This is a genomic window from Pseudarthrobacter sp. L19 (assembly GCF_050859435.1).
Taxonomy (GTDB): Bacteria; Actinomycetota; Actinomycetes; order Actinomycetales; family Micrococcaceae; genus Arthrobacter.
In genome coordinates, this window is the sequence record NZ_CP193935.1 from 150,101 (window position 1) to 162,713 (window position 12,613).

Here is a 12,613-nt window from a genome sequence, read left to right on the forward strand (position 1 = left end):
GCGCGGCTGATTGCACGCCCAGGTGTCAAAACTATCATTCGGGGCGCCGACGGCGGCCAGCGGAGGGCCGCGCGCCTGCGCGTCGCGCTCGGGCGACGTGCCGCGCGTCCGTGCCCGGTGTCGTGCCCGGCGGCGGCGGCCGCGGCGCTGTCCGTGCCGCCGCCCCGGCCCTAGGATTGACCTCTGTGCAGACACCCAGCAATCCGGGCGATTCCCTGACCCGCCGCCGCAAGCTTCTCTACATCCTCATGCTGGGCGCCCTGACGGCACTGGGACCCTTCACCGTGGACCTGTACCTGCCGGCCTTCCCGGCCCTGGAGGCCAGCCTCGGCGTCAGCGAGGCGGCGGTCCAGCTGACCCTGACCGGCACCACCGTGGGCTTCGCGCTGGGCCAGCTGGTGGTGGGACCGCTCAGCGACCGGTTCGGCCGCCGAATGCCGCTGATCCTCGCCACCGCCCTGCACATCGGCGCGTCCCTGGGGGCGGCGTCGGCCACCGACATCGGGACCCTCGGCCTGTTCCGGGTGCTCATGGGCATCGGCGCTGCGGGCGGCGGCGTCGTCGCCATGGCCATGGTGCGCGACCTGTTCAGCGGCTACGCCATGGTGCGGATGTTCTCCCGGATGGCGCTGGTCAACGGCCTGGCCCCGATCCTGGCGCCGGTGATCGGCTCGCAACTGCTTCTGCTAACGGCGTGGCCGGGCATCTTCCTGTTCCTGGCCGGCTATGGCAGCTGCGTGATCATCGCCGCGCTGTTCCTGGTCCGCGAGACGCTGCCGGCGCACCTGCGCGGCGCCTCGGGCATGACGATGCGCCAGCGCTACCGGGTGTTGTTCGCTGACCGCATCTTCGTGGGCACCCTGTTGCTGGGCGGGATGAACTTCGGCGGCCTGTTCACCTACCTCTCGGCCTCGCCCTTCCTCTTCCAGGACGTCTTCGGCTTCTCGGCCCAGCAGTACGGTCTGCTCTTCGGCATCAACTCCCTGGGGATCGTGGCCGGGGTGCAGACCAGCGCCCGGCTGATCAAGCGCGTCCCGCCGCAGTGGATCGTGGCCTGCTCGACGGCCTGGATGTTCCTGATGGCCCTGCTGATCGTCGTCTTCGACCGGGCCGGCCTGGGGCTGTGGGGCGTGATGGTGCCGCTGTGGTTCTACATCCTCGGCGCGGGCTTCACCTTCCCGTGCGTCCAGGTCCTGGCGCTGGCCAACCATGGCGCCCAGGCCGGCACGGCGGCGTCCCTGCTCGGCGCCGCGACCTTCCTCATGGCCGGGATCATCTCCCCCGTCGTGGGCTGGCTGGGAGTCCAGTCGGCGACGCCGATGGGGGCTGTGCAGGCAGGCTGCATTCTGCTGGCGGCTGCCGCGCTCTGGTTCGTGGTCCGGCCGCGGACGGTACCCTCGATCCACTGATCCGGCGGGCCACGGGATCCGGATAGGCTGCGCGCGAAGGCCCGCTCCGAGGCCACCTTCGGGTCCGATCCGGCGGCCCGCCCGGGGGTCTGGCCCTGCGCCCGCGAAGGACGCTCCGGCCAACCGTTCGGGGCCGGTTCCGGCCCTGTTCCCGCCCGGCGGCGGGCGATAAGGTTGTGGTGTGCCCGAACGGCAGGACCTCCCTCCCTCCCGGCCACGTGGCAGCGGTGCGATGACGGCATCCTGCCCCTGTGGTGGGAGCGGTTGTGTTCGCAGACCAGCCCCCAATCGGCGGCACTCTACGCGGCCGGGCTCTTCACCGAGGACCGGCGCCGGCCGATCGCACAGTGGTACAACCCAGCCTTCGACGCCGCCCTGCTGGTGGCCCCCGAGACGTCCCCGGAATGGCCGGTGCAGCGCTTCGGCATCTTCTACGCCCCGCCGCGCGGCGGGTTCACCCGGGTCCACTCAGGCGCCCACGAATGGCATCCCCGCGAACCCCGGCAGTCCCCCACCGAGGAAGAGGCGTTCCAGGCGGCCGTCGGCGAGGCGGAACGCTTCCTGCAGGTGGAGATGTTCTTCGTCTGAGCGCAAGAAAAAGGCCCCGCAGCCGGCTGTTCGCCGGCCGCGGGGCCTGTCCGCTCCTCCTGCTGGACTTGAACCAGCAACCCTTCGATTAACAGTCGAATGCTCTGCCAATTGAGCTAAGGAGGAATGAAGCAGGTATGACATTAGCAAAGGTTTTACCGCTAAGGAAATCGGCCCCCGACGCCTCGGAAGATACCCCCGCCGGGTATGAAAAAGTCCCCGTTCCGGCGGACCGGAACGGGGACTGTGCGCTCCTCCTGCTGGACTTGAACCAGCAACCCTTCGATTATCAGTCGAATGCTCTGCCAATTGAGCTAAGGAGGAATGAAGCGGCTACTAGCCTAGCAAACGCGCGGCCCGGAAGCGAAATCGGGACCGGCCGGGCCGCCGGACGCGGGGGCGCAACCTCAGGAATCGGAGCGCAGCGACCGCCGCTGCATCTCCAGTTCCATCAGCTCGCGGTTGAGCCGTTGGAACTCCTCCGGGTTCGCGGCGGCGTCTAGGCGCTGCAGCTGGCCCATCTTGTCCGCCTTGACCCGCGTGATCTGCAACTCGAACAGCCGCGCCAGGATGTCCCGGCAGTAGCGCTGCACGGCTTCCTCGGTGCTGGCCGGCAACGGCACCACCGAGAGCTCGGAGACGAGCGGACGGAGCGGCTCCGGTACCTCCTGCAGCAGCTCCGCCACCCAGCGGGCCGGATCCGCGGCCGAGGCCAGGCCCGTGGCGCGGATGGCCTCGTGGATCGCGAGGTAGGCCGGGGTGGAGAATCGCGCCTCGGAGAACCGCTCCCAGGTGGTTCCCTCCAGCATCGACGGCTGCTGCAGCACCACTTCCAGCGCCTGCCGTTCCATCGCCGCGACGGGGTCGCGGGGATCGGGCCGGTTGAACGCCGGCAGCGCGGCCGACGGCGGCAGCGGCGCCACCCCGGTGCGCCCGGGTTCTGGCCCTGCTGAGGGTAGCCGCCCTGATTCTGGTAGCCCTGTTGGTAGCCGCCCTGCTGGCCCGCGGAGCCGAAGCCGTTGCCCTGGCCCGCTCCCCCGCGGCCGCCCTGCTGACCGGGGCCGCCCTGGGTGCCGCGCTTCATGGCCGCGCCCACGGCCCGGCTGACGTCCTCCACGGGCATCCCGAGCCAGCCGGCGAGCTCGCGGGCGTAGGCAGGGCGCATGCCGGCGTCGCGGATCTGCGCCACGACGGGAGCGGACTCGCGCAGCGCCGAGATCCGGCCCTCTACGGTATCCAGGTTGTGCCGGCGCAGGGTGGCCCGGATGGCGAACTCGAAGAGCGGCCGGCGGGTGCCTATCAGATCGCGCACGGCGGCATCGCCCTTGGCCTGGCGCAGGTCGCAGGGGTCTGCCCCGGTGGGTTCGACCGCCACATACGTCTGCGCGACGAACCGCTGGTCCTCCTCGAAGGCGCGCAGGGCTGCCTTCTGGCCGGCGGCGTCGCCGTCGAAGGTGAAGATGACCTCGCCGCCGCTGCCGTCGTCGGAAAGCAGCCGGCGGGCGATCTTGATGTGGTCCGTACCGAAGGCGGTGCCGCAGGTGGCCACAGCCGTCGTCACGCCGGCCAGGTGGCAGGCCATGACGTCGGTGTAGCCCTCAACCACCACCAGCTGCCGGTCCTTGGCGATCGTGCGCTTGGCCAGGTCGATCCCGTAGAGGACCTGCGACTTCTTATAGAGCGCCGTCTCCGGGGTGTTGAGGTACTTGGGGCCCTGGTCGTCCTCGTAGAGCTTCCGGGCACCGAAGCCGATGGTGTCCCCCGCGATGTCGCGGATAGGCCAGATCAGCCGGCCGCGGAACCGGTCGTAGATCCCCCGGTTGCCCTCGGAGAACATGCCCGTGAGTTTCAGCTCCGCATCCGTGAAGCCGCGGCCGCGGAGGTGCTTGAGCAGCGAGTCCCAGCCCTGCGGGGCGTAGCCCACGCCGAACTGCTCGGAGGCTGCCCGGTCGAAGCCGCGGCCGTAGAGGAAGTTCCGGCCCTCGGCTGCGCCGGGGGTCAACAGCTGGGCGCGGAAGAATTCGTCGGCGATCTTGTGCGCGTCGAGGAGCCGCTGGCGGCGGCCGATTTCCTCGCGGTTGGGGCCGGAGCCGCCGTCCTCATAGCGGAGCTCGTAGCCGATGCGGGCGGCGAGCTTCTCGACCGCCTCGTGGAAGGTGGTGTGGTCCAGCTTCTGCACGAACGAGATCACGTCCCCGTCCTCGCCGCAGCCGAAGCAGTGGTACCGGCCCACCTGGGGGCGGACGGTGAAGGAGGGGGAACGCTCGTCGTGGAACGGGCAGAGGCCCTTGTAGGAGCCGAGTCCGGCGCCCTTGAGCGTGACGTAGCCGTCGACGACTTCCTTGATGTCGGTACGCTGGCGCACCTCGTCGATGTCTTCGCGTTTGATCAGGCCGGCCACGGAGCCATCCTAGTCACTCCCCCTGTCACCACAGTGACGGTAGGCTGCCGACCAGCCGCTCATACATGGCCAGCGCGGAGCCGTCAGTCAGCGAGGCTACCTGGTCGATGACGACCCGCAGCCGCGCCCCGTCGTCGCCGGCGGCGCGCCAGTCCGCGGCGAACATCGGCTCGAGGTGACGGTCGCCGGTGGCGTTCAGTGCCGTCACCAGGGCGTGCAGGACCTCGCGCTGGCGTTCGTAGATCGGCTGCCGGTGTTCGGTGGTCATCACGAAGGTGGTGGCCAGACCCTTCATCACCGCGATCTCCATCACCGTCTCGTCCGGGACGATCAGTTCGGCGTTGTAGCGGGTGAGGTTTTCCGGCCCGTACACGGCGCGGGTGGTCTCCAGGGCGCTCTGGCAGAACCGGCCGATCAGCTGGCTGGTCATGTCCTTCAGGGCCGCCATGGACTTGCGGCTGCCGTCGGCCTCGCGGACCCACACACTGGTGGCTTCGAGGCGGGCCAGGGCGGCGTCGATCGCGGCCGGGTCGTTGTGCGGAAGGTACCACTGCTTGGCGTAGCCGACGACGCGGGCGCGGTGGTCCGGATTGTCCATCCAGCGAAGCTGGAAGTGCCCGCGACGATCGCGTCCTCGACGTCGTGCACCGAGTACGAGATGTCGTCGGCCAGATCCATGACCTGGGCTTCGAGGCAGGAGCGCCGCTCCGGGGCGCCCTCGCGGATCCAGTCGAAGATGGGCAGGTCGTCCTCGTAGGCGCCAAACTTGCTGGTGCGCTGGCCGTGGATGACGGGTGCGTTCTCCGCCGACCAGGGGTACTTAGCGGCGGCGTCGAGGCTGGCCCGGGTGAGGTTAAGCCCGGCCGGCCGGCCGTCCGCGGCGAGGACCTTCGGTTCCAGCCGGGTCAGCAGGCGCAGGGTCTGGGCGTTGCCCTCGAAGCCGCCGATAGCGTGCGCCACCTCGTTCAGGGCGGACTCGCCGTTGTGCCCGAAGGGCGGGTGGCCCAGGTCGTGGCTCAGGCAGGCGGTGTCCACGACGTCGGGATCGCAACCCAGGGCGCGGCCCAGTTCACGGCCCACCTGGGCGACCTCGAGGCTGTGCGTTAGCCGGGTACGGACGAAGTCGTCGGTGTCCGGGGCGACCACCTGGGTCTTGGCACCGAGCCGGCGCAGCGCCGAGGAGTGCAGCACCCGGGCACGGTCCCGTTCGAAGTCGGACCGGTAGGTGCTCTTGGGCGGCTCCTCGACCCAGCGGGCGGTGTCGCTCGCCACGTAGCCGTCCAGCACCGGAGCGGCGGTCCTGGTCTCAGCCACCGGAGACGTCCAGTTCGGCGGCGGCAATCTCCTGGGACTGCTCCGCGTTCAGGCGGCGGTCCAGCAGCCAGTCCTTGGGCAGGGCGGGTTTCTTCGGCGAGCCGGCGCGGCCGCGCGGCCCCTCGGCGTCGACTCCCGGGTACGGCGAGTCGAGGTCCAGTTCGTCCAGGGTGCCGCGGAGCACCTCCAGGCTGGTGACGAGGGCCAGCCGGTGGCGCAGGTCGCTGCCCACCACGTAGCCCTTGAGGTACCAGGCCATGTGCTTGCGGATCTCGCGCAGGGCCTTGCCCTCGTCCCCGAAGGTCTCGACCATCAGTTCAGCGTGCCGGTAGATACCCTCGGCCACCTGCCGCAGTCCCGGCTTGTGCCGGACGTCGCTGCCCTCGAACGCGGCCATCAGGTCGCCGAAGAGCCACGGCCGGCCCTGGCAGCCGCGGCCCACGACGACGCCGTCGACGCCGGTTTCCCGAACCATGCGGACGGCGTCCTCCGCGGACCAGATGTCGCCGTTGCCCAGGACGGGGATGTCCGGGAGGGCCTCGCGCAGCCGGGCGATGGCGGACCAGTCGGCCTGGCCGGAGTAGAACTGGGCGGCGGTGCGCCCGTGCAGGGCGACGGCGGCGACGCCGGAGTCGCGGGCGATCCTGCCGGCATCGAGGTAGGTCAGGTGGTCATCGTCGATGCCCTTGCGCATCTTGATAGTCAGCGGGATGTTGCCCTTGGAGGCTTCCTTGACGGCGGTCTGGACGATCGAGGTGAACAGGTCGATCTTCCAGGGCAGGGCGGAGCCGCCGCCGCGCCGGGTCACCTTGGGGACCGGGCAGCCGAAGTTGAGGTCGATGTGGTCCGCGCGGTCCTCCTCGACCAGCATCCGCACGGCCGCGCCGACGGTGACCGGGTCCACGCCGTAGAGCTGGACGGAGCGGACCTTCTCATCGTCGTCGTGGGAGATGATGCGCAGCGATTCGGGGGTGCGCTCGACGAGGGCGCGCGAGGTGACCATCTCCGCGACGTAGAGGCCGCCGCCGTATTCACGGCAGAGTCTGCGGAAGGCGGAGTTGGTGATGCCTGCCATCGGGGCGAGGATCACGGGCGTGTCCACCGTGATCGGGCCCAGCTTCAGGGGCGGCAGTTCCAGCTTGGGGGCGGGAGGGGTTGCTACAACAGTCACCCCTCCATTGTCTCAAAGCCGGACAAATCGAGCCCGCGCCGTGCCCGCTATGTGGAAACCGGGGCGGCGCGCCGGCCCCGGCGCTTCTCCGGCGGGGCGTCGGAATCGGAGTCCCCGGCGGCTTCCCGGCTGCCGTTTGCGGCGACTTCCTGGCCGTCGTCCAGGGCGGGTTCCCCGCGCCGGCGCCCGGCGTCGCCGGCAGCGGCAGAGTCGTCGTCGCCAGCGTCCTGGGTGCCCGCCACCGGGGCGGCGGGTCCGGCGCCCCGGAGGCCGGTGGCCTTAACCACCAGCACGGCAATCAGGGTGGTGACGGGGATGGCCAGGACCAGCCCGATCGACCCGACCAGGGTGCGGACCACTTCCTCGGAGAGCTCCGCGCTGGTCAGGGCATCCCCGAGCGGGCGCTCGTAGAGCATCACGATGATCAGGATGGGCAGCGCCGCGCCCGCGTAGGCGAACGCGATGGTGTAGACGGTGGAGGCGATGTGGTCGCGGCCGATCCGCATGGCGGAGGCGAAGAGTTTCCGGGCCGACGTCTCCGGGGCCAGTTCCCAGAGTTCCCAGACGGCGGAGGACTGGGTGATGGTGACATCGTTCAGGACGCCGAGGCCGGAGATGATGAGCCCGCAGAGGATGATCCCGGAGATCGAGATGTGGTCCGAGACGTTGGCGAGGGTGGCGGCGTCGTGGTTGCCGACGCCGGCCAGGTTCGCCGCGTCCGTGGCCCAGGCGGCGAGCGCGGCGGTGATCGCCAGGCCGAACATGGTGCCCAGCAGCGCCGTTGAGGTCCGTGCGGTGAACCCGTGCGCGAAGTACAGCACCCCGATCATGATCACGGTGGAACCGACCAGGGCCAGCAGCAGCGGCGGTTTGCCCTCCACGAGGCCGGGCAGCATGAAAGAAACGAGCACCGCGTAGGCGCCCACGAGGCCGATCAGCGCCCGCAGGCCCCGCCAGCGGGCGACGGCGATGACGACGACTGCGTAGAGCACCGCGAGCAGGATGATCGGCAGGGTCCGCACGAAGTCGACGAAGACGAACGCCGGGGAGCCGCCGGCGTCGGCGCCCTGGACCCGGGACAGATTGAGGTAGCGGATGTTGTCGCCGGCCTTGACGCCGTGGGACTTGGCGACGTCGGGGTTGATCACCACCTTGACCGGGTTGCCGCCCTGATCCGGTTCCGTCCAGGCAAAGGTGCACTGCGAGCCCGTTCCCGGGGCCTGGGGCTGGGCGGACTGCCCGTCGGCGGGCTGGCCCTGCTGGGCCGGCGCCTGCGACTGCGCCCGGCCGGCGGCGTCCATGCAGCTGCCGGTGACGACGCGCTGGATCTTGCCGGTGTCGAAGGTGACGCCCGGGGCGGCGGCATAGGGGCTGGCCAGGGTGAGGCCTTCCTTGCTGCCAGAGGGCCAGAGGAGGATCATCCCCACGATGGTCAGGACGGTCAGGGGCGCCAGGACCGCTGCCAGGATCCAGTTGGCCTTACGGCGGGCGGCGAGCGCCCTGGGCGACGGCGGTTCGGCCGGGTGTGGGGCGTGTGAGTGTCCGGCGCCCATCAGCAGTTCAACCTCATGCCGAAAACTCTACGGTGCCGGCACCCCCTCTGCCGGCAGGATGTTTTGGTTCACGTGAAAGAGGTTCTCCGGATCGTACTTGGCCTTAACGTCCCTCAGCCGCTGGTAGTTGGGGCCGTAGTTATCCGCCACCCGGTGCGCGTCGTCGCCGTCCATAAAGTTGATGTAACCCGCGGTCTCCGAGAAAGGCTGCAGCGCTGCCGCGTAGTCCCGCACCCAGGCGATGTTCGCCGCGCTGTCCCCGGGATCCTCCCAGTGGCACGCGATGACCGGAGAGAACATAGCGGTCCGGTTTGGAAATGCAGTGTCCGTAACCCCCACCCGGTGCACGGCGCCGTCGATGGGATAGATGTGCACGGCGGTCTGCAGACTCGGAACCCGGCGGCCGTACTCAAGATGGGCGTTGATGGCGCCGTCGTTGAGTTCGGTCAGGAAGGCCGCCTTCCAGTAGGCCAGGAGGCCCTTGGGATACATGCCGTCGAACGCGGAGTTCAACGCCGGGTACGGCATCGGGCCCACCATAGAGCCTGCTACCGGCGCGGCGGCGAGGAAAGGCTCCCAGCGGGTGTCCCCTTCGGCCGGGTCTCCGGTCCACATGCCCACCACGACGCAGACGGGCTTCCCGTGCCACTCCTCCGGGAGGAACGGGACGGGCGGGCCCTGGTGGAAGGCCAGGAAGGCGCCGAAATCCTCGGGCGCGGCCGCCATGTACCCGCGATAGAACGTCGCCACCGCTTCGGCGTGCTCCGCAGGGTAGATGACGATGCCGGCATGGACCATATCCACCGGGTGCAGGCGGAATTCCAGGGACGTCACGACGCCGAAGTTCCCGCCGCCTCCGCGTAAAGCCCAGAAGAGGTCTTGATTCTCGCTGTCGCTGGCCGTCAGGAACTTCCCTTCGGCGGTGACGACGTCGGCCGAGAGGATGTTGTCACAGCTCAGTCCGTATTTGCGGTCAAGGTAGCCGATGCCGCCTCCCAGGGTTAACCCCGACACCCCGGTCGAGCCGACGATCCCGCCCGTGGTGGCCAGTCCGAAGGCATGAGTGGCGTGATTGAAGTCGGCCCACGTTGCCCCGGCCTCGGTCCGGGCCGTCTTCCCGGCCGGATCGACGCGGACCCCGCGGGTGCGGGAAAAGTCGATGACCACTGCGTTATCCGCGGTGCCAAATCCTGGCCCGCTGTGGCCCCCGCCGCGGACGGCCAGGGCCAGGCCGTTATCCCGGGCGAAGTTGACGCCCGCAATAACGTCCGCCACCTGGGACACCCGGAGCACCGCTGCCGGCCGCTTGTCGATCATGCCGTTCTGCACCGTCCGCGCGTCGTCGTAGCCCGCGTCCACGGACGTGATGACCTGTCCGCGGACTTGCCCGCGCAGACTATCGAAGTCGGTTCCGTTCATTTTCTGTACCGTCGATTTCGTCGTGAATTCCGACCCGGACGGTAAATTGTGCTCCCAGCCGGCATGGCGTCCGGAGGTTTACGAGAACTGGCCTACTCCTGCGCCGGAGCGGAGTCAAGGGCTCCCATCCTTCCCGGGCACAGCTCCGAACGTCTTTCGGGAAACGCAACCGGCGGAGTCGCTGCCGGGAACTTTGGCCGCAACTTTAATGTTGGTATGGGCAGGACAAGAAAGGTGGAGGACACTATCGTGGCCAGGCGGATTGCAGACGAGCGCGAACACACGGGCCCGGGCCCGGCGGCACGGGCGGACTTGAGCGTGGCCGACGCCGGCGGGCAGACCCGCGGCGTCGCGCTGGTGCTGCACGGCGGACGGGCGGACAGCTTCGACCAGGTCCGCGCCCGGCACCTCAGCCCGGCCCGGATGCTGCCCTTCGCCCAGACCCTGCGCAGCCAGGGCGGACCGCACGGCCTGGCGGTTTGGACCCTCCGGAACCGGTACCGCGGCTGGAACGGACCGGACATGTCCCCGGTGCAGGACGCCCGCTGGGCGCTCTCGGAGATCGCCCGCGAGCACCCCGGCGTGCCCGTCTTCCTGCTGGGCCACTCCATGGGCGGCCTCACCGCCCTCTGCGTGGCCGACGATCCGCAGGTCCATGCCGTCGTCGCCCTCGCCCCCTGGCTCACTGCGGAAACGCCGGTGGAACGGGTGGCCGGCCGCCGCGTCCTGATCGTCCACGGCGACGAGGACCGCTGGACCAGCCCGGTGAACTCCCTGGCCTACGCCCGCCGCGCCGAGGGCGTTGCCGCCTCGATCGACTACGTCTCGCTCACCGGAGCCGGGCACTTCATGTTCCGCCGCGTGGGGCTCTGGAACTCCCTGGCCAACGGCTTCATCCTGGATTCCTTCGCCGCCAGCACGGGCGCCGAACCGGCCGGCACCGACGCGCTCCGCCAGGTGCTGCCGGCCACGGCGGCGCTGCCGGTGGTCCTCTGATGCAGGCTTTCCCGCCGGTGGACTTCCCGCTGGCCGCGTTCCTGGCCGGCCTGCCGTGGGCCGCGGCGGGCATCGTGGCACTGCTGGCCGTGACGTTCGCCGTCGCCGTCCGGCAGCGCCGGCACTCGGTGATGGACGTGGTGTGGGGGCCCGGCTTCGTGGTCGTGGCGGCGGTGTCGTGGCTACTCTCGGCGGGGCACGGCGACGGCGGCCGGCGGCTCCTGCTGCTGGCGCTCGTGGCCGTCTGGGGCCTCCGGCTGGGCGTGCACATCGGTGTCCGGGCCCGCGGCGGGCACGAGGACCCGCGCTACACCGCCATGCTCGACGGCGCGCCCGGCTCCCGGGATGTGTACGCGCTGAGGCGGGTCTATCTGCCCCAGGGCATCGTGCTGTTCTTCGTCTCGCTGACCGTTCAGGTGGGAATGTTCGCCACCGCTCCCCTGGACTGGCTGGCTTTTGCCGGGGCGCTGCTCTGGGCCGTGGGCTTCGTCTTCGAGACCGTCGGCGACCGGCAGTTGGCGCAGTTCAAGGCCGATCCGACCCGGCGCGGTACCGTCCTGGACACCGGCCTCTGGCGCTACACCCGGCACCCGAACTACTTCGGCGACGCGGCAGTCTGGGCGGGGCTGTTCCTGGTGGCCGCGGACTCCTGGCCCGGAATCCTCACCGTCCTCTCCCCCGCCCTGATGATCTGGACCCTGGCTGGCAAGACCGGCAAACCCCTGACCGAGAAGGCCATGTCCGGCCGCCCGGGCTACAAGGAATATGTCGAGGCGACCTCCGGCTTCCTGCCGTGGCCGCCCCGGAACCGCCGCGCGGCAACGGGCACGGGGCACTGATGGGACGGTTCCCGCACTGGCGGCCGGCGCCCAACGACCGCTTCTACCGCTCGATCGTGCGCACCGGCCAGGCCCTGCGCTGGTTGTTCCAGATCCGCATCATCGTCACCGGCCAGGAGCACCTGCCGGCCCCGGAACACCGCGGCACCGCCTCCCGCACCCCGGTTCCCGGCTCCGGCGCCGTCGTCGCGATCACCCACTTCGGGTACGTGGATTTCGCCGCCGCGGAGCTCCTGCTGTGGGCCCGCAACAAGGCGCAGATGCGCTTCCTCATCACCCAGGGCGCGGCGGACCACTGGTTCGCCGGCCCCGCCGTCAGCGCCGCCGGGCACGTCGTCGTCGGCTACGAGACCGGCTCCCACGCCTACGACGCCGCCGTGCAGAAACTGCGCGCCGGAGAGTACGTGGCGATCCTTCCCGAGGCCGGCGTCAGCCGGAGCTTCAAGGTCCGCGAGTGCAAGACCGGCGCCGTACGGATGGCCGCCGAGGCGGGCGTGCCGATCATCCCGGTCTCGGTCTGGGGCGCGCACCGGATCATGACCCGGCACCACGGCTTCTCGCCGCTGCGGGCCTGGCGCGCCCCCGTGCGGGTGCACGTGGGCGAACCCCTCACACCCGGCCCGGGGGTCGACGTTGCCGCGGCCACGGAGGCGCTCCGGACGGTGCTCCAGGACGGGATCGACGTCGCCATGGCCGACTTCCCCCTGCGCCCCGCGCCCGGGGCCTGGTGGATGCCCGCCGACCACGGCGGCGGCGCTCCCACGGAGGAACAGCGGCGCCGGCTGGACGAGGCCGAGGGCCCCCGCCGCGCCCGCGCCCGCCGCCGCTGAGCTCCACCGGTGAGCTCCGCCGCTGAACTACTCCGCCGTTGACCGCCGCATACCGACCGCTTGGCGCTCCGCTGGCGGCCTGACGGCCAGGGC

Annotated in this window: 8 protein-coding genes, 2 tRNA genes and 2 pseudogenes; 5 read left to right on the forward strand and 7 right to left on the reverse strand. The window is 70.4% G+C overall.

All coding sequences use genetic code 11. The features are described 5' to 3' along the window. Positions 1-185 precede the first annotated feature (185 nt). Positions 186-1,409 carry a multidrug effflux MFS transporter gene (locus ACRQ5B_RS00755; RefSeq protein WP_432395983.1) on the forward strand — a complete coding sequence of 408 codons (1,224 nt, stop codon included), beginning with the start codon at positions 186-188 and terminating at the stop codon, positions 1,407-1,409. A gap of 174 nt (positions 1,410-1,583) precedes the next feature. Further along, entirely contained in the window at positions 1,584-1,997 is a 414-nt protein-coding gene (locus ACRQ5B_RS00760; RefSeq protein ID WP_432395986.1) for a hypothetical protein, read from the forward strand. A 53-nt stretch (positions 1,998-2,050) separates the two neighbouring features. Here the strand turns inward: ACRQ5B_RS00760 and ACRQ5B_RS00765 are convergent. The 7 genes and pseudogenes from ACRQ5B_RS00765 to ACRQ5B_RS00795 form a co-directional block, all read right to left on the reverse strand. Continuing rightward, positions 2,051-2,123: transfer RNA gene (locus tag ACRQ5B_RS00765), tRNA-Asn, on the reverse strand. Positions 2,124-2,248: 125 nt separating this feature from the next. Continuing rightward, a tRNA-Ile gene (locus tag ACRQ5B_RS00770) sits at positions 2,249-2,321 on the reverse strand. 83 nt (positions 2,322-2,404) lie between these two features. Next, a pseudogene (dnaG, locus tag ACRQ5B_RS00775) lies at positions 2,405-4,398 on the reverse strand (DNA primase). A gap of 25 nt (positions 4,399-4,423) precedes the next feature. Continuing rightward, positions 4,424-5,712 (reverse strand): annotated as a pseudogene (locus tag ACRQ5B_RS00780) (deoxyguanosinetriphosphate triphosphohydrolase). Beyond that, positions 5,705-6,883, reverse strand: a complete 1,179-nt coding sequence (gene dusB, locus ACRQ5B_RS00785) for a tRNA dihydrouridine synthase DusB (protein ID WP_290258413.1) — start codon at positions 6,881-6,883, stop codon at positions 5,705-5,707. The pseudogene ACRQ5B_RS00780 and the gene dusB overlap by 8 nt, the downstream one beginning before the upstream one ends. Positions 6,884-6,930: 47 nt before the next feature. Beyond that, a complete protein-coding gene (locus ACRQ5B_RS00790; RefSeq protein ID WP_432395989.1) occupies positions 6,931-8,436 on the reverse strand; it encodes a YibE/F family protein in 1,506 nt (501 codons plus the stop codon). Between the two features lie 27 nt (positions 8,437-8,463). Beyond that, positions 8,464-9,855 (reverse strand): FAD-binding oxidoreductase, encoded by a 1,392-nt coding sequence (locus ACRQ5B_RS00795; RefSeq protein ID WP_432395992.1) that lies wholly within the window; start codon positions 9,853-9,855, stop codon positions 8,464-8,466. Between the two features lie 234 nt (positions 9,856-10,089). Between ACRQ5B_RS00795 and ACRQ5B_RS00800 the strand changes: the two genes are divergently transcribed. The 3 genes from ACRQ5B_RS00800 to ACRQ5B_RS00810 are packed head-to-tail and all read left to right on the forward strand — an operon-like array spanning position 10,090 to position 12,520. After that, positions 10,090-10,851, forward strand: a complete 762-nt coding sequence (locus tag ACRQ5B_RS00800; protein ID WP_432395995.1) for an alpha/beta hydrolase — start codon at positions 10,090-10,092, stop codon at positions 10,849-10,851. Next, the gene (locus ACRQ5B_RS00805) at positions 10,851-11,690 is read left to right on the forward strand and encodes a DUF1295 domain-containing protein (RefSeq protein WP_432395998.1); all 840 of its coding nucleotides are present in this window, start codon (positions 10,851-10,853) and stop codon (positions 11,688-11,690) included. Before ACRQ5B_RS00800 ends, ACRQ5B_RS00805 begins: the two co-directional genes overlap by 1 nt. After that, complete coding sequence (locus ACRQ5B_RS00810; protein WP_432398798.1) at positions 11,690-12,520, forward strand: lysophospholipid acyltransferase family protein; 831 nt, start codon at positions 11,690-11,692, stop codon at positions 12,518-12,520. The genes ACRQ5B_RS00805 and ACRQ5B_RS00810 overlap by 1 nt, the downstream gene beginning before the upstream one ends. The last annotated feature ends 93 nt before the right edge of the window (positions 12,521-12,613 follow it).